The 20,129-nt window shown below is 65.3% G+C and carries 21 protein-coding genes; 9 read left to right on the top strand and 12 right to left on the bottom strand.

Features of this window, described 5'->3' with window-relative positions; all coding sequences use genetic code 11:
* Nucleotides 1–471: 471 nt before the first annotated feature.
* The 4 genes from ACOI2T_RS11515 to ACOI2T_RS11500 are packed head-to-tail and all read left to right on the top strand — an operon-like array spanning nucleotide 472 to nucleotide 4,393.
* On the top strand, nucleotides 472–1,560 hold the full coding sequence (locus ACOI2T_RS11515) for an ABC transporter ATP-binding protein (RefSeq protein WP_409501304.1): 1,089 nt from the start codon (nucleotides 472–474) through the stop codon (nucleotides 1,558–1,560).
* Nucleotides 1,561–1,584: 24 nt separating this feature from the next.
* A complete protein-coding gene (locus ACOI2T_RS11510; protein WP_409501303.1) occupies nucleotides 1,585–2,775 on the top strand; it encodes an ABC transporter substrate-binding protein in 1,191 nt (396 codons plus the stop codon).
* Nucleotides 2,754–3,593 carry an ABC transporter permease gene (locus tag ACOI2T_RS11505; protein ID WP_409501302.1) on the top strand — a complete coding sequence of 280 codons (840 nt, stop codon included), beginning with the start codon at nucleotides 2,754–2,756 and terminating at the stop codon, nucleotides 3,591–3,593. The genes ACOI2T_RS11510 and ACOI2T_RS11505 overlap by 22 nt, the downstream gene beginning before the upstream one ends.
* On the top strand, nucleotides 3,593–4,393 hold the full coding sequence (locus ACOI2T_RS11500; protein WP_409501301.1) for an ABC transporter permease: 801 nt from the start codon (nucleotides 3,593–3,595) through the stop codon (nucleotides 4,391–4,393). Before ACOI2T_RS11505 ends, ACOI2T_RS11500 begins: the two co-directional genes overlap by 1 nt.
* Nucleotides 4,394–4,429: 36 nt before the next feature.
* On the opposite strand, the gene ACOI2T_RS11495 is transcribed toward ACOI2T_RS11500, so the two are convergent.
* Nucleotides 4,430–5,032 carry a MerR family transcriptional regulator gene (locus tag ACOI2T_RS11495; protein WP_067847954.1) on the bottom strand — a complete coding sequence of 201 codons (603 nt, stop codon included), beginning with the start codon at nucleotides 5,030–5,032 and terminating at the stop codon, nucleotides 4,430–4,432.
* A gap of 309 nt (nucleotides 5,033–5,341) precedes the next feature.
* On the opposite strand from ACOI2T_RS11495, the gene ACOI2T_RS11490 reads away from it, so the two are divergent.
* A complete protein-coding gene (locus tag ACOI2T_RS11490) occupies nucleotides 5,342–6,610 on the top strand; it encodes an MFS transporter (protein ID WP_409501300.1) in 1,269 nt (422 codons plus the stop codon).
* On the opposite strand, the gene ACOI2T_RS11485 is transcribed toward ACOI2T_RS11490, so the two are convergent.
* Nucleotides 6,595–7,815: a low temperature requirement protein A gene (locus ACOI2T_RS11485; protein WP_409501883.1), complete on the bottom strand. Its 1,221-nt coding sequence runs from the start codon at nucleotides 7,813–7,815 to the stop codon at nucleotides 6,595–6,597. The genes ACOI2T_RS11490 and ACOI2T_RS11485 overlap by 16 nt on opposite strands.
* Before the next feature lie 239 nt (nucleotides 7,816–8,054).
* On the opposite strand from ACOI2T_RS11485, the gene ACOI2T_RS11480 reads away from it, so the two are divergent.
* Complete coding sequence (locus ACOI2T_RS11480; protein ID WP_409501299.1) at nucleotides 8,055–8,543, top strand: AfsR/SARP family transcriptional regulator; 489 nt, start codon at nucleotides 8,055–8,057, stop codon at nucleotides 8,541–8,543.
* A gap of 128 nt (nucleotides 8,544–8,671) precedes the next feature.
* On the opposite strand, the gene ACOI2T_RS11475 is transcribed toward ACOI2T_RS11480, so the two are convergent.
* The 5 genes from ACOI2T_RS11475 to ACOI2T_RS11455 all read right to left on the bottom strand — a co-directional run bounded on the left by ACOI2T_RS11475 (nucleotide 8,672) and on the right by ACOI2T_RS11455 (nucleotide 14,606).
* Nucleotides 8,672–9,337, bottom strand: coding sequence for a twin-arginine translocation pathway signal (locus ACOI2T_RS11475; RefSeq protein ID WP_409501298.1), 666 nt, complete (start codon nucleotides 9,335–9,337; stop codon nucleotides 8,672–8,674).
* Entirely contained in the window at nucleotides 9,334–10,167 is an 834-nt protein-coding gene (locus ACOI2T_RS11470) for an Rv1363c family protein (protein ID WP_409501297.1), read from the bottom strand. Before ACOI2T_RS11470 ends, ACOI2T_RS11475 begins: the two co-directional genes overlap by 4 nt.
* A gap of 124 nt (nucleotides 10,168–10,291) precedes the next feature.
* Nucleotides 10,292–11,773, bottom strand: coding sequence for a FadD3 family acyl-CoA ligase (locus tag ACOI2T_RS11465; RefSeq protein WP_421877265.1), 1,482 nt, complete (start codon nucleotides 11,771–11,773; stop codon nucleotides 10,292–10,294).
* Nucleotides 11,774–11,802: 29 nt separating this feature from the next.
* Complete coding sequence (locus ACOI2T_RS11460) at nucleotides 11,803–12,993, bottom strand: amidohydrolase family protein (protein WP_067847621.1); 1,191 nt, start codon at nucleotides 12,991–12,993, stop codon at nucleotides 11,803–11,805.
* A 35-nt stretch (nucleotides 12,994–13,028) separates the two neighbouring features.
* Complete coding sequence (locus tag ACOI2T_RS11455; RefSeq protein WP_409501295.1) at nucleotides 13,029–14,606, bottom strand: AMP-binding protein; 1,578 nt, start codon at nucleotides 14,604–14,606, stop codon at nucleotides 13,029–13,031.
* A gap of 58 nt (nucleotides 14,607–14,664) precedes the next feature.
* Between ACOI2T_RS11455 and ACOI2T_RS11450 the strand changes: the two genes are divergently transcribed.
* Nucleotides 14,665–15,381, top strand: coding sequence for an enoyl-CoA hydratase/isomerase family protein (locus tag ACOI2T_RS11450; RefSeq protein WP_409501294.1), 717 nt, complete (start codon nucleotides 14,665–14,667; stop codon nucleotides 15,379–15,381).
* 22 nt (nucleotides 15,382–15,403) lie between these two features.
* Here ACOI2T_RS11450 and ACOI2T_RS11445 read toward each other — a convergent pair whose 3' ends face one another.
* A complete protein-coding gene (locus tag ACOI2T_RS11445; protein WP_409501293.1) occupies nucleotides 15,404–15,937 on the bottom strand; it encodes a VOC family protein in 534 nt (177 codons plus the stop codon).
* A gap of 55 nt (nucleotides 15,938–15,992) precedes the next feature.
* Here ACOI2T_RS11445 and ACOI2T_RS11440 point away from each other — a divergent pair, with 55 nt between their 5' ends.
* Nucleotides 15,993–16,433, top strand: coding sequence for a Zn-ribbon domain-containing OB-fold protein (locus ACOI2T_RS11440; RefSeq protein WP_409501882.1), 441 nt, complete (start codon nucleotides 15,993–15,995; stop codon nucleotides 16,431–16,433).
* Nucleotides 16,430–17,575 (top strand): thiolase family protein, encoded by a 1,146-nt coding sequence (locus ACOI2T_RS11435; protein ID WP_067847634.1) that lies wholly within the window; start codon nucleotides 16,430–16,432, stop codon nucleotides 17,573–17,575. Before ACOI2T_RS11440 ends, ACOI2T_RS11435 begins: the two co-directional genes overlap by 4 nt.
* A 78-nt stretch (nucleotides 17,576–17,653) precedes the next feature.
* Here ACOI2T_RS11435 and ACOI2T_RS11430 read toward each other — a convergent pair whose 3' ends face one another.
* From ACOI2T_RS11430 to ACOI2T_RS11415, 4 genes are read right to left on the bottom strand one after another with little or no spacing between them, the layout of a single operon-like run.
* Nucleotides 17,654–17,911 carry a cytochrome C oxidase subunit IV family protein gene (locus ACOI2T_RS11430; protein ID WP_409501292.1) on the bottom strand — a complete coding sequence of 86 codons (258 nt, stop codon included), beginning with the start codon at nucleotides 17,909–17,911 and terminating at the stop codon, nucleotides 17,654–17,656.
* A gap of 3 nt (nucleotides 17,912–17,914) precedes the next feature.
* Nucleotides 17,915–18,514 carry a cytochrome c oxidase subunit 3 family protein gene (locus ACOI2T_RS11425; RefSeq protein ID WP_409501291.1) on the bottom strand — a complete coding sequence of 200 codons (600 nt, stop codon included), beginning with the start codon at nucleotides 18,512–18,514 and terminating at the stop codon, nucleotides 17,915–17,917.
* A 2-nt stretch (nucleotides 18,515–18,516) separates the two neighbouring features.
* Nucleotides 18,517–19,269 carry a hypothetical protein gene (locus ACOI2T_RS11420; protein WP_409501290.1) on the bottom strand — a complete coding sequence of 251 codons (753 nt, stop codon included), beginning with the start codon at nucleotides 19,267–19,269 and terminating at the stop codon, nucleotides 18,517–18,519.
* On the bottom strand, nucleotides 19,266–19,994 hold the full coding sequence (locus ACOI2T_RS11415) for a hypothetical protein (protein ID WP_409501289.1): 729 nt from the start codon (nucleotides 19,992–19,994) through the stop codon (nucleotides 19,266–19,268). Before ACOI2T_RS11415 ends, ACOI2T_RS11420 begins: the two co-directional genes overlap by 4 nt.
* Between the last annotated feature and the right edge of the window lie 135 nt (nucleotides 19,995–20,129).

Raw genomic sequence — 20,129 nt, 5'->3', positions numbered from 1 at the left:
CGCATTCCCGCCGTACTAAGAGTGGCATAAGAGCACACGGGCTTTTTCCGCCCAGATTGGTTACTGGCGAGTTCTACGCATGGGTAACCGCCGGTAACGTAACACCGCGCCGAGTGGGGATCGAAGCCATTCGGGACAAACGTCCTGCATGCAGGTGGTTACGGTCGAGTAGCCACAACAGCGCAGATCAAAGCAGTATTGTTATCGAATCGTTATCTAAATTTTTCCCTCGGCAGAACGCCTGGAAGACGGCCGTGACGGGTCAACATTCGGGCTCGAACTGTCTAGCGAACCGTACTGGTTCTCAGCCATAGTTTGCTGGCAAGCCTTACTCGTCGGTAAGTTTTTCGGTCCCACCGCCCATGGCGCGGGTTCAGGATGAAGTTGATGTCCACCGCGACGGCACCGGCGCTGGTTACGGCGATCGCCACAATCACCACATCAAACGCCCCGGGATTCATACGATGAGCCATGCCCTCGGGGACGGTCAGCTCACCACTCGACCCGGCCGCCGAGACCACGCACACGACACCCGGCATCGAACTGCTCGGCGTCCGGAAAGTGTTCGGCGAGCACCGGCACCCCGTGGTCGCCATCGATCACGCAGACCTCGAGGTCGACGACGGCGAACTGTTCGCGATCCTCGGGCCGTCCGGTTCGGGCAAGACCACGGTGCTGCGCATGATCGCCGGTTTCGAAGCACCCACCGCGGGCACGATCAGGTTGGGCGGACATGACGTGACGACGACTCCCGCCCGCCACCGCGACGTCAACACGGTGTTCCAGGAGTACGCGCTGTTCCCGCACATGACGGTCGCGCAGAACGTCGAGTACGGCCTGCGGGTGCGGGGGGTCGCGAAGGCCGAGCGCAGGCGCCGCACGGCCGATGCTCTCGACATGGTTCGGCTGGCCGATCAGGCGGCCCGGCGACCCGCGCAGCTGTCGGGCGGTCAGCGTCAGCGCGTGGCACTGGCCAGGGCGCTCATCGGCCGTCCGCGGGTGCTGCTGCTCGACGAGCCGCTCGGCGCACTCGATCTCAAACTCCGCGAGCAGATGCAAGTCGAACTCAAGTCGATCCAGCGCGAGGTCGGGATCACGTTCGTCATCGTCACCCACGACCAGGACGAGGCACTGACCTTGTGCGACCGCTTGGCGGTGTTCAACAACGGACGGATCGAACAGGTCGGCAGGGCACGTGACGTCTACGAACATCCAGCCAACCGCTTCGTGGCCGATTTCGTCGGCACGTCCAACGTGCTCGACGGGCCAGCCGCCGCAGCGGTGTTCGGCACGTCCGGCACGCTGGCGGTGCGTCCCGAGCGGATTGCCGTGCTGGACAACGAATCCCCGCCCGCCGCCGGTTGCCGGACCGTTGCGGCGACGGTCACCGAGATCATCTACGCCGGCCCGCTCACCCGCGTCGTCGCCGCCACCGCCGGCGGCATCGCGCTCAGCGCGAGCGTGCTCACGGCGAACACCGCGCTTCCGGCCGGTCTCGCCCACGGCTCACCGATCACGCTGTCGTGGCCGGAATCTGCCGTTCACCACCTTGACGATTGATCGACGACGAAAAAGGATCCGACGATGAAATGGCCTGCCCTGCACACCGGTCTGGTTCTCGCGGCCTGTGCGACCCTGGTGGTCGCGTGCGCGGGATCGCAGAGCCCGGGCGGTGAGAGCGGATCTCCCCCGGAGCTGGAACCGCTGAGCGCCGTCGGCGACGGCGAGGGACAGCTCAACCTGGTGGCGTGGGCGGGCTACGCCGAGGACGGTTCCAACGACAAGGCCGTCGACTGGGTGACGCCGTTCGAACAGCAGACGGGCTGCCAGGTCAACGTCAAGATCGGCAACACCTCCGACGAGATGGTGCAGCTGATGCGCAGCGGTCAGTACGACGGGGTATCGGCATCGGGCGACGCGACGCTCCGGCTCATCTATGCCGGTGACGTGGCACCGGTCAACACCGATCTGGTGCCCAACTACGAGACGATCTCGTCGTTCTTGAAAGACCAGCCGTGGAACTCGGTCGACGGGCAGATGTACGGCATCCCGCACGGCTGGGGCGCAAACCTGTTGATGTACAACGTCAACGTGGTGCGCGATGCACCGAACTCGTGGGCGGCGGTGTTCGACGATGCGAGCAAGTACAAGGGCAAGGTCACCGCCTACGACTCGCCGATCTACATCGCCGACGCGGCGCTGTACCTGTCGAAGACCAAACCCGAACTCGGTATCACCGACCCGTACTCGCTGACCTCCGAACAACTCGATGCCGCAACCGAATTGCTCAAGGCCCAGCGGGAGAACATCGGCGAGTACTGGTCGGATTACACGAAGGAGGTGCAGGCGTTCGAATCCGGGACCTCGGTGATCGGCACGAGCTGGCAGGTGATCGCCAACACGATCGGCGCCGACAACAAGGTTCAGGTCAACACCGTGCTGCCCAAGGAAGGATCCACGGGCTGGTCGGACACCTGGATGGTGTCGGCGAAGGCCGCCCACCCGAACTGCATGTACAAGTGGATGAACTGGATCTCGTCGCCGGAGATCAACGCCCAGGTCGCGGAGTACTTCGGCGAGGCGCCGGCCCAGACCAAGGCCTGTGAACACACCACGCAGAAGGACTTCTGCGACATCTACCACGCGACCGACGCCGAGTTCGCGTCCCGGATCCACTACTGGACCACCCCGCAGACGCAGTGCGTCGACGGCAGCGGCGACGACTGCACGGCCTACAGCGAGTGGGTCGACAAGTGGCAGCAGATCAAGGGGTGACCCGCCGCGTGCGGCTCGCGTTGCTGTTGACGCCGCCGCTCGCCTGGCTCGTCGTGGCCTACCTCGGATCGCTTGCGGTTCTCCTGGTTTCGGCTTTCTGGAGCACCGATGAGTTCACCGGCGCCGTGGTCCGCACGTTTACCGGCGACAACATCGTGCGAGTCCTCACCGACGACGTGTTCCGCACCGCGGCGCTTCGCACCGTCGGCGTGGCGTTGACGGTCACCGTTGTCTGCGCGGTGCTCGCGGTGCCGATCGCGCTGTACATGGCCAAGGTCGCCACGCCGAGGCTGCGGCTGATGCTGGTGATCGCCGTGACCACGCCGCTGTGGGCGAGCTACCTGGTGAAGGCCTACGCGTGGCGCATGCTGCTGTCCCCGGAAGGGCCGCTGTCGTGGGCGACGGGCTACACCCCCGGCTACGGATTGATCGCCACCGTCATCACCCTCACCTACCTGTGGCTGCCCTACATGGTGATTCCGGTCTACGCCGCATTCGAACGCATACCGGACACTCTCGCCGACGCGAGCGCCGACCTGGGCGCATCGGACTTCGCGACCCTCCGAATGGTGCTGGCGCCATTGGTGTTTCCCGGCATCGCCGCCGGGTCGATCTTCACCTTCTCGTTGTCGCTGGGCGACTACATCGCCGTGACCATCGTCGGAGGCAAGACCCAGTTGATCGGCAACATCATCTACGGACAACTCGTCACCGCCAACAACCAGCCGCTGGCGGCTGCGCTGTCGATCATCCCGCTCGTGGCGATCGTGGCCTATCTGCTGGCGATACGCCGCACCGGCGCGATGGAGAACGTCTGATGTTCTCGCCGACCGGGCGCCGGGCGTTGCGGATCTGGACCGCGGTGGTCCTGGTGTTCCTCTACACGCCGCTGCTGTTGGTTCTGGTCAATGCGTTCAACGCATCCCGGACGTTTGCCTTTCCGCCGACCGGCTTCACCTGGGCGTGGTGGGCCGATGCCGCGCGCAGCACCGGAATGTGGAAGGCGCTGGCCAATTCCGTTGTGGTCGGGTTGGGTGCGACCGCCATCGCCTTGGTCCTCGGGACGATGATCGCGTTCGCGGTGCAGCGCTACCGGTTCTTCGGCCGCAGCGCGGTGAGTTTCCTCGTGGTGCTTCCCATCACGCTCCCCGGCATCGTCACGGGTATCGCGCTCAACGCGACGTTCACCTCGGGGCTGGCGATGACACTGGGTTTGGCCACCGTGATCATCGGCCATGCCACGTTCTGCATCGTCATCGTGTTCAACAACATCGCGGCCCGGCTGCGCCAGATGGGCACGAGCCTGCAGGACGCGTCTGCCGATCTGGGCGCGTCGTCCTGGCAGACGTTCCGGTTCGTCACGTTGCCGATGGCGCGTGGCGCGCTGGTGGCCGGCGCCATTCTGGCGTTCGCCTTGTCGTTCGACGAAATCGTGGTGACGACGTTCACCGCGGGACCTACCGTGCAGACCCTGCCGATCTGGATCTTCTCGAATTTGTTCCGGCCGAACCAGGCTCCGGTGATCAATGTGGTGGCCGCCGCGCTCACTGTGCTGGCGATCATTCCGGTGTGGCTTGCCGGACGGTTCGGCGGCGATCCCGGCACGCGGGGCGCGTAGACCGTTCGGCCGATACCCGAACGGAATCTGCGGGGCTTATTCGGCCGCGGCGAGCCGCTGTTTCAGGGCTCGGTCGAGGCTGTCGGCGACGACGGTCTTCGCGAGCTCGCGACTGCCGGGCGGTGCCGCGCCTTGCGTGAGTGCTGTCGCGGTCAGGTCGGCCAGACCGTTGACCGCGGCGACGGTCGATTTGGCGACCTGCACCATGGTGCGGACATACGACCGCCGATCGCTCGCATGCTCGATGAGGTCACCCAATGCCGGATCGGTCAGCACCACCGAACCGTCGGAGACCTCGGCCAGTCCGCAGTCGACGAGCGCGCGGGCATCGTCTCCGGCCGGGTCCATCTCGAGCGTGACCGTCTGTGTGCCGAGCTCGGTGCGCTCGATCCCGAGGATGTCGGCGAGGTCCTGGCCGCGGCGCAGACTGTCGAAGAACTCGGCGATGTGAGCGGAGTTGTATCCCTTGCCCAGTAGCTGACTGATCGCGTTCAACTGCGCCAGGTGCGGTTCGCCGTAATAGGCCGAGCGTCCGACGCGACGCGGCGGATCGAGTAACCCGCGCTCCCGGTATGCCCGGATATTGCGGGGGCTGACGCCGGACAAGCGCGCCAGGTCCTCCAGGCGATACTCAGCCAACCCGACGCCGCCCACGCCGACTTGAACAGCAATTCATACCGACACCCTACCTTCGGCCGAACGTTGCGAGCGAATTTGCTACCACTCTAGGCCATCCCCTCGCTGACCAATAGGCAAAGCTTTTATCTGCACGAATGTAGATTTATCCGCACCTAGCTCCACATCGTCGTGCAATTCCAGCCAACTCGCGAAGCGATTTGCCCCAGGCACGGTGAGTGAATTCACCCCGGCCGAATTGGAATCCCGGGCCGGTCCTGGGCGACGATGGATCAGGACATTAAGACAAATCTGCTCGGCGAAAGGCTCCGTGTGCGTCCCTGGATCGTTTGGACCACCGGACTACTCGCCTACATCGTCGCCGTGCTCGACCGGACCACTCTCGGCGTTTCCGGCCTGCAGGCCGCCGACAGGTTTGCCGCCAACCCGAGTGTGCTGTCGACGTTCGTCGTTCTCCAGGTCGTCGTCTACGCCTGCGCCCAGGTACCCGCCGGGGTTCTGCTGGACCGGTTCGGTTCGCGAGTGCTCATCGTCTCCGGTGCGGCGTTGATGGCCGCCGGCCAACTGGTCCTGGCACTCAGTGAGTCATTGCCGGCCGCACTCGCTGCGCGCGCGATCGTCGGCCTGGGCGACGCGGTCACCTTCATCTCGGTGTTACGCCTCGTACCGCACTGGTTCAAACCCGCCCAGGTGCCGTTGCTGACCCAGCTGACCGGCATCTGCGGACAACTCGGCCAGGTGCTCTCGGCGGTGCCGTTCCTGGCGCTGCTCACCGCGGCCGGCTGGACCCCCGCGTATCTGTCGGTGGGCGCGTTCGGATTGCTGGCGATGGCGTTGGCGTTCGCGTTGGTGCGCAACACCCCGCATGGCTCCGTGGTGGCTGCTGAGACCACCACCGTGCGCGACACGTTGGCCAGCGTGCGGACCGTGTGGCTGCGCCCGGGAACCCGGCTGGGCTTCTTCACCCACATGGGCACCCAGTTTTCGGTCACGGTGTTCGCGCTCATGTGGGGCGTTCCGTATCTGACCGTCGCGCAGGGACTTTCGACAACCGCGGCCGGCACGTTGCTGACCATCTCCGTGGTCACGGCGATTTCCGCGGGCATCGTCATCGGGATCTTCACCGGCCGCCATCCGCACCGCAGATCCCGCCTGGTGCTCGCGATCATCGCCAGCAACGCACTGGCCTGGACGGTGGTGCTGGCCCTGCCCGGCCCGGCTCCGCTGTGGCTGCTGCTGGTGCTCATCGTCGTCATCTCCGTCGGTGGCCCCGGTTCGATGGTCGGATTCGACTTCGCCCGCACGTTCAATCCGAGCGCGACCCTCGGCACCGCTCAGGGCATGGTGAACATGGGCGGATTCCTGGCCGCGCTGCTGGTGATGCAAGCGATGGGCGTGATCCTGTCCCGCGCCGGCAGTTACTCGTTCGAGTCGTTCCGGGTGGCCTGGACCGTGCAGTACGCGGTGTGGGTCCTGGCCACGATCGGCATTCTCATCACGCGGATGAAGGCCCGCCGACTGATGAAGGCCGAGCAGGAACGAATGCTGCTGGAGGGGTTCGAGGCTCACCCCTCACGTTGATCCGCCAGCCGCCTTGCGACGATTCGCCGGGCATGCCGATGGCCGATCACCTCGTAACCGACGACGACCACCACCGGCGCACCCGTCACCACGAGCAGACACAGGGCCATCGAGATGCCGGCCGAGGCCATCGCGACCGCTGCCCCCAACGCCACGCCGGCCAGCACCAGCAGCCCGGTGTGCAGGACGTCGATTTCGCCGACCAGGACCGAGTAGATGACGAACATCCCCACGAGGTAGATCCCGACCGGTATCGCGACCGCGAGCACCGTGGCAACCGAATCCAGCTCGGAATGATCCTCGATGTAATAGGCGGCCACGTGCAGGCCGGCGCCGGTCGCCACGATCGACCCGAACACCACCAGATGCAGGTAGCCGTACCAGAACGACAGCCTCCGGTGCGCATGCAGAAGTTCCGCCGCCGGCACCAGGAAGTAGACCCACCACATGCCGAACGTCAGGCCGGTTCCGGCGATCACGAGCAGGATCGCATCGGTGGACCAGCCCTGCTCCCCGACCGCGGCCGTCAACGAGGCGACCGTGCCGACCACACCCTCACCGAGCGCGATGATCGCGAGCAACCCGTACCGCTCGGCGATGTGATGGGCATGCCACGGCGTGCCGCCCATGCGCCGCTCGGCCAGGAACGGACCCGACATCTCCACCACGACGAGGACCGTCGCGGACAGGAAGAACACCAGAACCGACGTATGGGCGAAGATCTGAACGATCCAGCCGATCTGCGCCACGACCACCGCGGCCGCATAGGTCAGGCACGCCGACCGATGTTCCGGATCCTGTTTGGCCGCGCGTAACCACTGCCCCACCAAGGCGACTCGCATCACCACATAGCCGGCCACCAACACGGTGTTGTCGACGTGCCCGCCGTGCTCGACGGAGGCGAACATCTGGGGCAGACCGAGCGCGAGGATGATGACGCCGACCATCTGCAGCATGGTCATCGCCCGGTACACCCAGTCGTCGGTGTCGAAGGCCGACGCGAACCAGGTGAAGTTCATCCACGCCCACCAGATCGCGAACGACGCGAACCCGAACGCCACCAACCCGGCACCGACATGTCCTTCGGCCATCAAATGGGCCAACTGCGACGCGGCGACGCCGAAGGCGATCACGAACGTCAGGTCGAACAGCAGCTCCAACGGAGTGGCCACGCGGTGCTGCTCGTGTGGATCGCGTCCGGCCATCCGGTTGAGCCGGTGTGCACGCACGGGGAGCTTCGGTTCGCTGTCGTTCACCTGTTCCGTCCCTTTTCTGTTCGCCCGCGGGAAGGCGGCCGCCCTCAGCCGTCAGGCCCCCGCAACCGCTCCATTTCACCGCATAGTTGCCGCGCCCACACGGTTGCCGCCGGATGGGGTCCCGCCGACGAAAAACGAGTAGTGCACTACTGGTGTCACAGCGACTGCCGCGCTCGACGATTGAACGCATGTCCAAGCAGTTCGCGCTGAACCTGGTGGGTGAGTTCGCCGTATACCGTGACATGAAGCCGTTGGTGTTACCACCGTCGTGTCGCCGGGTGGTGGCTTTGGCCGCCGTGAAACGCCGGGAGCTGCACCGTAGCTGGGTGTGCGCCACGCTGTGGCCGTACAGTCCCCCGGCCAAAGCGGTCGCGTCGTTGCGTTCGGCGCTGTGGCGCCTGCGCCCGCTGGGCGCCGACCCGTTGCTGGTGGTGAATCGCCATCACCTGGGGCTCGCACCGCACGTGTGGGTCGACTGGCACGAGGTGCTGCACCTGGCCGGACGCATGAGCCCGGATTCGGATCCGCGACTGCGCCGCCTGCTGGGCGACGGCGATCTGCTCGACGGCTGGACCGAACCGTGGTGTGTGACCGAACGCGCTCGTTTCCGCGCGCTCAAGCAGGCGGCGCTGGCGTCACCCGCGATACGACATCCGAATTGCGGAGCGATGCCATGACTGCGTTACTCGTCGCCATGGCCATTGTCGGCGTCCCGCTCATCGCGTTCGGGCTCCATGAACTGCAGGCCCGGCTCGAGCGTTGGGAGTACGAACGCCACGCGGAGGACTGAAGCCGCGATTCGGCTCTACACCGGGTCGAACGTCGAGATCAACCAGTTGCCGTCGATCTTGCTCAAGCCGACTTTGACGCTGCTGACCGCAAACGCCCCGTCCGGGTTTTCTTCGCTCGTGGTCGTCTGGTTGATGAACAGCAGAACCACTGCGGAATCCGGCGTGATTTCCGCGACCGCGCCATTGACTACCGTGGCGTTCGTCTTCACCTTCTTCTGCTGGGCGGCCGGCGTGACGACCTTGGTGGTGAAGTCGGTGTAATAGGACAGGAAGTCCCCGGTCAGATGCGATTTCGCGTTGGCAAAGTCCTTGTCCAACGTGTCCGGGGCGTACGACAGCAACGCGACGGTGCCGTCGGTGGCCGCCTTGACGGCCACCTCCGCCGCTGCGGCGTCGGTCTGCTGATCGACCCGGAACTGGGTGAAGTACAGCACCGCCGTCACTGCCGCCGACGCGATCAACGCCACCGCAACCATTATCGGTACGAGCTTGCCCTTGATCCGCCGTGCGGCGATCCCTTTTCCCCGCTGGGGTGATTCGTCGTCGTCGGTGCCGGCACCTGCCGGCTCGTCCCGTCCTTCACCGTCTTCGAACTTGGCGGTGGACGGTTCGTCCACCGCGTCGTCGACTGCAGTGTCCTCGAAGGCGGCGGTGTCTGCGGTGTCCTGATCCACGGTCACGGTACGAACTCGACTTTCGACAACTTGATCTGGTCACCGTCGCGGGCGACGCTGACACTCAGGCGCCAGTTGCGTGGGTCCTGCTTGGCCCCCGCGGCATTGGTGATGTGGGACGTCGCGGCGACCAGGACGACGGCGGAGTCGTCGGTCATCGAATCGACGGCCGTCGAGTTGACGGTCACATCGGTGACGACCTTGGACTGCTCGGCCACCTTTGTGAAGTCGTCAGCGGTCGCCTCGAAGTCGGCTTTGAACTGTCCGGTCGAGCTGTCGATGATCCGCTGGACGTCCTCTTTGGCGTGGTTGAAGTCCAGCGACATCAACGTGACGACGCCCTGCCGTGCTGCGGCGGCGAACTCCGCGGCCCGTTGCTGCTCGGCCTGCACCTGGCGGTGATTGACGACCATGAAGCCGCTGGCCGACAGCAAGGCGATTGTCGCAAGGGCTGCCACACCGACAGCCAGGCGCTTCCAGAAGCGGCTCCCCGGTGCACGAAGTCGGCGATCATGCTCGATCGCAGGCGCTTCCTCGGCCGCGCTTTCCTTGATCTCATCGACGACGGCATCGTCGGCGTCGGCGTCGGCGGCCACCTGCGCGGTCTCAACGCCGTCGGACGGCGGGTCAGGTTCGCTCTTGGCCGCCTGCTCAGCTTCCCGGCGCAACCGGATGGCACGGGCCCTGGCCCGCGCGGCGGCGGCTATCGCCTCGGCCTCCTCGGCTTCGGCCTCGGCCTGCTCGGCCAACGCGAGCGGGTCGCTCGGCGACGCCGCGTCGACATCGATGTCGTCTCCGGTATCGAGTACCGGCGGCGAAGGCTTGCGGGACGGCATGTCGACCTCCTGTCCGTTCAGCAGCCTGCTTAATGAGAATCACGTTATCAGTTTTTGACAGTGTTCCGACCATACATCATTCACAAAGGGCACGGATATGCCGTTCTTACTGCGGAAATGATGTTTACATGCTGTGCGAACGCTCAGCCGATTCTGATTGGTCTTCCGTCCGTAACCGGGTCTGCAGCTGATCCTTCATGACCTTGCCCGTGGCGTTGAGGGGCAACTCGTCGAGAAACTCCACGTACCGCGGAACCTTGTAGCCGGCCATGCGTTCACGGCTCCAGGCAATCAGATCCTCGGCCGAAACGGAATCCCGCGTCGCATCCGGCCGTTGCTTGACGACCACGAAGGCCTTGCCGACTTGGCCGAGCCGTTCGTCGTCGACGCCGATGACGGCGGCTTGCGCAACGTCCGGATGCTCCAGCAGGAAACCTTCGATCTCCGCGGGGTAGGCATTGAAACCGCCGACGATGAACATGTCTTTCTTGCGTCCGACGATGCGCAGCCGACCGTTGTCGTCGAGCGTGCCGAGGTCTCCGGTGTGCAGCCAGCCGTCGCCATCGATGGCTTCGGCCGTGGCGGCCGGATCGTCGAAGTAGCCCTGCATCACGCTGTAGCCGCGGACCAGTACCTCACCGTCCTCGGCCACGGTGACCTCAACGCCGTCGCACGCGGTGCCGACCGTGGTGGCGATGTCCTCGAACGAATCCCCCGGCCGCGACAGGGTTGCGGTTCCGGCCTCGGTCAGGCCGTATCCGGTCGCCAGAGTTTGGAACGGCAGTTCCTCATGGATGCGGCGGACGAGTTCGACGGGTATGTCGGCGGCGCCCGTCACGCCGGCCCGCAGGGTGGCCAGCTTGGTCTTGTCCGCAACCGCAAGCAGCGAGTGATACAACGTCGGCGGGCCGGGCAGCATCGTGATGCGTTCGGCCGCGATCAGTTCCACCACGGCGTCGACGTCGAACACCGGAACGGGCAGCACCGTGGCGCCGCGGATGAGCGAGGCGATGCAGCCGGCCTTGTAACCGAACGTGTGAAAGAACGGGTTCACGATGAGGTAGCGGTCGCCCTCGCGCAGATCGGCGAGATCGCACCATTCGGCGTAGAGCCGCAGCGTCTGCCGATGGTTCATCATGACGCCCTTGGGGCGGCCGGTGGTTCCCGAGGTGTAGATGATGTCGGCGATGTCGGTGCCGCTCAGGTCCGGCGCTTCATACGCGGGCCCGCTTTCGAGGAAGTCCGACTTCAACTCGATCGCCGGTACCCCGGTGGGCACCTCGAACTCCTGGCCGAGAAAACCTTGTTGACGCAGAACGGCTTTCGCGCCGCTGCGCCGGATGACATCGCCGGCCTCCTCGGCCTTGAACCGGGTGTTGACGGGTACCACCACCGCACCGGCGGTCAGTGCCCCGAACGCGGCGATCATCCACTCCGCCGAGTTCGGCGCCCAGATGGCGATCCGATCGCCCCGGTCGACGCCGAGCCGGTTGAACGCGCCCGCCGCGCGGCGGACCCGCTCGGTGAGCTGGCTGAAGGTCAAGCGCAGCGGACCGTCGACGACGGCTTCGGCGTCGCCGAACCGGTCCGCTGCGCTCAGGACCATCTCGGGGATGGTCTGCCAAGGAACGCCGGTCACGTCGTGACGAGACGACCCAGGTTGCCACCCATGATTTTGGCCTGATCTTCGACGGACAGGTGCTCGAGCGCGGTCACGTAATGCGTCGGTTCGGCCAGGCCTTCGGGATGCGGCCAGTCCGAGCCGTACAGCACCTGATCGACGCCGATCAGGTTGATCAGATCGTCGATGCCCTCCTCATAGAACGGGCTGACGTAGATGCGGTTCTTGATCTCCTCGATCGGGTTGCCCAAGAACGCTTCCGGTGCCTTCTTCCACACCTCGGCCATGGAGTCGAGCAGCGGGAACATCCACTTGGACCCGGCTTCGACGATGCCCACCTTGAGCTTCGGATGCCGGAACAGCGCGCCGTGGATCACCCACGAGGCCACCGCGTCCTGGATCGGCCGCCACTCGTTGAGGATCGCCATGGCGTTGGTCTGGAACGGCAGCATCTCTTGCGCGGCGCCGTCCCACTCGGACGTGTACCGGGAGTAGCCGCTGTCCGAGGAGTGCATGCCGACGAACACGTCGTGGTGGACGACCCGCTCCCAGAACGGGTCGAACTCGGGCAGCGCGAACGAGCGCGGCCCGCGGAAGCCCGGCACCGGCGCGGGACGGATCAGGATGGCACGGGCGCCGCGCTTGACGCACCATTCCAGCTCTTCGATCGCCTTCTCGACGATGGGCAGGGTGATGACCGGGGTGGTGAAGATGCGGTTCTGGTAGTTGAAGCCCCACACCTCGTCCAGCCACTGGTTGAGGGCGTGGATGAGCACATGGATGGCGACCGGATCGTCGGAGAGGCGTTCCTCGATCAGGCTGGCCAGCGTCGGGAACATGAGGCTGCGGTCGACGCCGAGTTCGTCCATGACCTTGATGCGCGGCTCGGGCTCGAAGAATGCCGGGATGGCCTTCATCGGCTCACCGAACAGTTCGCGCTTGCTCTTGCCGTCCGGGTTGCCGTACTTGAAGTACTCCTCCCAGGCTCCCGGCTTGGCGACCACCGAGAACGTGGGGTTGGGGATGTAGTTGCTGATCTGGCCCTTGAGCGCAATCTTGGTGCGGCCGTTGACCTCGACGTACTGGACGACGTCCTTGTACTCCTTGGGCAGGTACTTGGTCATCGCCTCCGGCGGCTCGTACAGGTGGTTGTCCGCGTCGAACAGCGGGAACGGGATGTCAACCCGATGCGACAGTTGCCCCATGAAACACTCCTTTTCTTATCACGAGAATCGTATTCTCATTGTACGGATGTCGCAATATCCCCCGCGGCGGCCGACTCCCGTACGGCCTGGCGGACGCGGAATTTCTGCACCTTGCCGCTGGCCGTCCGCGGGAAGTCCTGACCCTCCGGCACCTCGTGCAGTTCCTCCGGCCATTTCTGCCGGGCGACCCCGGTGTTCTCGAAGTGCGCCCGCACCTGCTCCAGCGTGGGCATGGCCTCACCGGACTTGATCCTCAGCACCGCGGCGACGCGTTCGCCGAGACGCGCGTCCGGAGCGGCGACCACGATCGCCTCGATCACCTGCGGCATGGCCAGCAGCACCTCCTCGACCTCGAGCGCGCTGATGTTCTCGCCGCCGCGGATGATGAGATCGCCCGCGCGATCGGTGATCGTCAGATAGCCGTCGTCGTCGAGAATCCCGACATCGCCTGTGCGGTACCAGCCTTCGTCGTCGAACACCTTGGCGGTCAACGCGTCATCGGTATAGCCGAGGCACAGATCCGGTCCGCGGCTGAAGATCTCGCCGTCAGGGCCCAGCCGGATCTCGACTCCCGGACGCGGATTGCCGTCCGTGTACAGCCGTTTGGCCTCGGGTGCGGACGGGGACGAGCCGGTGATCGACGGGTGCTCGGTGCTGCCGTATGACCGGAACACGAAGATCCCGAGATCGGCCAGGCGCCGGGTGACCGCCGTGGGCACGGTGGACCCGCCCAGGCCGACGGTCTTGAAATGCGCCATGTGCTCGGGTGTGCAATCCGGGTGGTCCAACAGGCTGGTGACGAAATACGGTGGCCCGCCGCCGATCGACAAGCCGTCGGATTCGATCAGCTTGAGGACCTTGCCCGGATCCCATACGTCGCACAGGTCGATGGGCGCGCCTTCGAGCACGGGGATCAGAAAGGCACCCAGCATGCCGATGAAGTGTCCGACGGGCGTCGCGGTGAGCTGCCTGCCCCGGTCCGGCGGGTAGTTCTCCAGCAGCTGGCGCGTCTCGAAGCCGAGCGTCTGATGGCTGTGCACAACACCTTTGGGATCGCGCGTCGTACCGGAGGTGAATGCGATGAGTGCCGGGGCGGCCGGATCGGTGGCGACGGTGCCTGTCATGGGTTCGTCGGCGAGCAGCTCGTCGAACGACGGTTGGCCCACGAGCCCGACGATCGGCACCTCGGCACACAGGTCGGGGTGAAACGTCATGCGACCGAACCGTTCAGTGGTGAGGAAGACCTTCGGCTCGGCGGTCGCCAGGATGTGGCCGAGTTCCTTGCGACCGTAGAAGTGCACGATCGGCACCGTCACGGCACCGAGGAAGGCCGAGGCCCAGAATGCGGCCGCCGCCTCCATCCAGTTCGGCAGCTGCAACGCCACCACGTCGCCGGGTCCGACGCCTCGGTCCCGCAGTCCGGCGGCGAGCCGGCGGCCGATCAGCTCGACATCGTGGAAGGTCCCGGTGTATGGCCGCACGTCGGAGTGGACGTGAAACGCGGCGTCGGGGTTGGCCGCCAAGCCGTCGGCCAGTATCTGGCCGAGCGTCTCCGGCGTCCACCATCCTTCTTCGACGTACCGTTTGGTCAGCTCAACGGGGATGTCGCGCACGACGGTGATGCTATTCTCAGCCAGCGAGAATGCCAATACCGGAACTGGAGAACGATTGATGGTCGACCTGGAACTCGACGGTGAATTGGCGGTCGTCACCATCGACCGGCCCCATGCCCGCAACGCCATCTCGCTCGACACCATGGACGAGTTGAACAAGGCGCTGGACGGCGCCGTCGGATCGCGCGCCCTGGCGATCACCGGCGCAGGCGACCGGGCCTTCGTCTCCGGAGGCGACCTCAAGGAACTGGCCGCCCTGCGCACCGAGCTCGAGGCGGCGTCGATGGCGTGGCGCATGCGCGCGATCTGCGACCGCATCGCCGGGTTTCCTGGACCGGTGATCGCGGCCCTCAACGGCCACGCCCTGGGCGGCGGCGCCGAAGTGGCGGTGGCAGCCGACATCCGGATCGCCGCCGACGACATCAAGATCGGCTTCAATCAGGTCGCGTTGGAGATCATGCCGGCCTGGGGCGGCGCCGAGCGCCTGACCAAGTTGGTCGGCGGTAGCCGGGCGCTGCTGCTCGCCGGCACCGGGCGCATACTGGGCGCCGCCGAGGCCGAGCGCCTCGGCCTGATCGACCAGGTGTTGCCGCGCGCCGAGTTCGCCGACGGCTGGCGGGCCATCGCACGCTCGCTCGCGAGCAGGCCGGCCGGGGAGATCAAGCGCGTGATGGCCGGTGTGCCGACCACCGAGGCGGTGGCCGCGTTCGCGCGCCTGTGGGTCGCCGACGAGCATTGGGCGGCCGCCGACAAGGTGATGAACCGCGGGAAGTGACAGACCCTCGCCGAGTGGCGCGTCAGCCGGCGGTCAGTTCGCGGACCGGATCGCTGCCGTCCCACCGCGCTGCGGCCTGACGCACGAATGTGGCCATGCCCTGTGAGGCGTCGGTCAGTTCCATGATCTCGACGATGGCCGCCCCGGCGGGCGGCTCGAAGTAGGCGAAACGCACCCCGTCCTCTTCGCCGCCCCACCACACCTTTGGCCAGCCCGCGTCGTCGAGCTTGGCCATCGCGCCGTCGAAATCCGGTGCCCAATAGGCGAGTTGGTGAAACCCACCGCCCGTGGTGTCGAGGAACTCGGTGAAGACACTCCTGGTGTCGTCGAGCTGTTGGATCAGCTCGATCTGGAGATCGCCACTGTTGGACAGCGCCATCGACAGCGTCACCGCGCAGGGCTCGCCACGGAAGGTGACCCGCTGCGGCAGCCCGCGGATGACGAACCACGGGCCGACGCCCATCTGGAGCCAGCCGGAAATGGCGTCATCGAGATCGGGCACCACATAGCCGATCTGGCAGACCGTCCCGGGTAGGACGGACTTGTCGGAACCCATGCGTGCAGCCTAATTGGTAGTCGGTTCTCACTAGACGAGAATTGCATTTCCCATTATCGTCAGCGACGTGTCAACACAGAAAGCTCTGGCGCCGGAGATCTCCACCTGGCCCGAGGAGAACCCCCAGCTCATCGGTAGCCGTTGCGCGGACTGCTCGGCCACCACCTTCCCCGCCCAGGCCCGCTGCCCGCGCTGCAGCAGTGCCAACACCACCGAGACCCTGCTGCCCCGCCGCGGCACCCTCATCGCCTGGACCACCCAGGGCTTCCCACCCGGACCGCCCTACAAAGGCCCCACCGGAAAAGACTTCGTCCCCTTCGGCGTCGGCCTGGTCCAACTCGGCGACACCATCCGAGTCGAAGGCCGACTCACCGAAAACGACCCCGCCAAACTGCAATTCGGCCAACCCGTCGAACTCACCATGATCCCGTTCACCACCGATGAGGACGGCAACGAGATCGTCACGTTCGCCTTCACCCCGGAGGTCTCCCAATGACCAACGATGTTGCCATCATCGGGGTCGGCATCCACCCCTTCGGCCGCTTCGACAAGACCGCGATGCAGATGGGCGCCGAGGCGATCCAGGGTGCGCTGGCCGACGCCAAGCTGGAATGGAAGGACATCCAGTTCGGGTTCGGCGGCAGCTATGAGGTGTCCAACCCCGACGCGGTGACCCGCCTGGTCGGGCTCACCGGCATCACCTTCACCAACGTGTTCAACGCGTGCGCCACGGCCGCCAGCGCGATCCAGCAGACCGCCGACACGATCCGGCTGGGCAAGTACGACATCGGCATCGCGATCGGTCTCGACAAGCATCCCCGCGGGGCGTTCACCGACGATCCGGCCAAGCTGGCCCTCCCCCAGTGGTATGCCGAGAACGGCCAGTTCGTCACCACGAAGTTCTTCGGGATGAAAGCCAACCACTACATCCACAAGCACAACATCTCGCAGGAGACGCTGGCGCGCGTGGCCAACAAGAACTTCCGCAACGGCGCACTGAATCCAAACGCTTTCCGCCGCAAGGAGATTTCGGTCGACGAGATCCTGAACTCGACCGTGCTGAACTATCCGCTGACGCAGTACATGTTCTGCGCACCCGACGAAGGCGCCGCCGCGGTGATCATGTGCCGCGCCGACATCGCGCATCGTTACACCGACAAACCGGTGTATGTGCGGGCCAGTGAGATTCGCACCCGGACATTCGGCGCCTACGAGGTGCACGCCACCTCGGCCCCGCTCGACGAAGACGCCTCACCGACCGTGTACGCCGCCAAGGCCGCCTATGAGGCCGCGGGCATCGGGCCTGAGGACGTCGACATCGCCCAGTTACAGGACACCGACGCCGGCGCCGAGGTGATCCACATGGCCGAGACCGGGCTGTGCGCCGACGGCGAGCAAGAGAAACTCCTGGCCGACGGCGCCACCGAGATCCACGGGTCGATCCCGGTCAACACCGACGGCGGGCTCATCGCCAACGGTGAACCGATCGGCGCGTCGGGCCTGCGCCAGATGCACGAGCTGGTGCGCCAATTGCGCGGCGAAGCCGGCGACCGCCAGGTGCCCGGCAATCCGCGCGTCGGCCTGGCTCAGGTGTACGGGGCGCCCGGCACCGCGTCGGCCACGATCCTGTCGCTGTAATTCCTTGCACGAGCAGACGCAGACTCGCACCAGAACGCTTGCCATAGTGCGATTCTGCGTCTGCTCGCGGAAAGAGCGTCACCACAAGTAAATGGCGAGCACGGTCGCAGACAGCGCCGCGAGCCAGGCGTCGGTACCGAATCGCAGCCATGCCGGTGCGGTGCGCACCTCCATGAACTCGCGAATGATCAAGCGGCATTTGATCGCCGCGAGCGCCACGACCGACACGGTGATCGGGACGCTGGCCACTGCCGCGCCGTGACCGAGCCACCACGAGACCACGGTGACCACGCACAGGATTGCCCAGACGACGGTGATACGCCGAATCACGTTCATCGGTCACCTCATTACGTAGACGAGCGCGAAGATGACGACCCACAGCAGATCGACCATGTGCCAGTAGGTCGCGCCGGTCTCGATCACGGACATCCGATTGCGCGTCGAGGTTCGCAGCTGATACCAGCTGACCCCGAGGAACACCAGGCCGAGCGCCACATGGAAACCATGGATTCCGGTCAGCAGGTAATAGAACATGAAGAAATCGTTGCTGGGGAACGTATATCCCTCGGCGATCTTCGTCGACCACTCGAAGGCCTTGACCGCCAGGAACAACACGCCGCACAGACCGCAGTAGACCGTGAGGCGTGTCGCGCGGGCGATGTCGCCGTCGCGGGCGGCCATCACACTGCGCGCGACAAACCATGAACTGGTCAGCAGCACAAGAGTGTTGACGGCGCCGACGGTGAGATCGAGATGCTGCTGGGATTGCAGGAAGAGCTCGGGCTGCTGGGCCCGGTAAACCATGAAGACGACGAAGTAGCCCGAGAAGATCACGAGGTCGCCGAGGACGAAGACCCAGATGTCCTTGCCGCCCGGCACATGTGGCGTACGGGTGCCCGTCGACTGTTGGTGCAGTTCGGGCGTTTGAGTGTCCGTCATGGCTAGTCCTGAACCTGTTCATCGACGGGCTGGGTCTTGATCGCGGAGTAGAGCAACCGGATGATGCAGATCTCCCAGAGCACGAACACTGCGGTGCCCATCCAGAAGCTGATCGAGCCGTTCCACGCCAGCGGTCCGGCCTTGAAGATGAACACCGGGCCGGCCAGGATCTCGGTCACGATCATCCAGATGCACATGTAGCCGAACCACTTCGGGAAGATCTCGTTGCGGTCCAGAAAGATCGCCAGGGCGAGCACCATGTTCTGCGTGGCGAAGCAGCCGAGCGACCCGACGAAGGACAGCAGTGCCAAGTCGTAGAGCATCGCGATGATCTGCGGGTCGCGATCCGGCCGGAACGCCGCCACAAGGAATGCGAACGCGGGGATCAGGCACCCGGGTACCGCTCCGACGACGAGAGCGGCAATGTAGCCGTAGGCGAAGACCGGTGCGACCGACATCCGTTTGATCTGATAGGCGATGAGGCCGTTGGCCACGCCGGTGAATCCGATCAGGAACATCAACAGCGCAAAGCCGATCCGGATCGTCAGCGAATGGTCATCGAAGAAGCCGGCGATCTGATCCGGGCCGATGTCGGGCCGCGGGGGCGGCATCACGCGGGTGAGGACGCAGAAGATGAGCCCGAACAGGTTGTAGAACACCGGCAGTGTCCACCAGCAGATCCACAGGTCGAGCTTGGGCCGGTCGGCCCAGTCCGAGCGGGCGTTCCCGGTGGACAGCGCCAGCGTGGCACTCACGACGCAACCACCGCGGATGCCTTGTCCGGCAAGGTTTCCTCGGCACGCTGTCGACGGATCGCGCCGTGCACGGCGACGAACATCAGCACCAGATAGACGACGAACGCGCCCCACCGCAGCCAGAACGAGACCACTCCGTCCCAGGCGAACGGACCGGACTGCACGATCACCGAGCCGACCGCGGGCGTCATCGCAGCCGCCGCAACGAGATTGACAACGACCACCCACCGGGCGAACACCGGCTCAGGCCGGGCATCGAGCCAGACCGCCAGTGCCAGAATGAGATTAGCGACGACGACGAATCCGACCGGTGCGACGAATATGAACCAGGCGAAATCGTTGAGCAGCATGGTCAGTTGCGGATCGCGCTCCGGCCGGAATGCGGCGACGAGCCAGAAGATGTCGGCGATCGCGAACATGGTGGCACCGGTGGAGACCGCGGCAAGATAGCTGTAGGCCAGCACCGTGCTCGGTGTCGCCATCCGCTTCATCTGCACCACGATCACCATGAAGAACGGGACCAGCATGATGGCGCACAGGTTGAGCGTGATCATGCTGAACCGGATCATCGTGCTGTTCTGCCGGTAGAACTCGGCAACCTGCTCGGCGGTCAGTTGCGGTGACATCGGGGGCCAGAAGCCAGGAAAGGCGAGGACCGCGATGAGCAGGACACCACCGAAGAACGGGGTGATCCACAGGCTGATTCGCTGCGCGGTGGTGTTCATCGGTGCACCACGTCCCTTCGCGTCGGCAGGGCCCTAGCCGATCGGCTACTCTCGGCGACCGTAGCCGCACGGCTACCCGGGAGTCAACGTCTCGGCGGATAAAAATCGGCCTTACCGTAACGCCGTACGGAAATG

The sequence above is a fragment of the Mycolicibacterium wolinskyi str. Jessa 2025 genome (genome assembly GCF_049241375.1).
GTDB lineage: Bacteria > Actinomycetota > Actinomycetes > Mycobacteriales > Mycobacteriaceae > Mycobacterium > Mycobacterium wolinskyi.
This window is presented reverse-complemented; position numbering and strand designations above follow the sequence as displayed.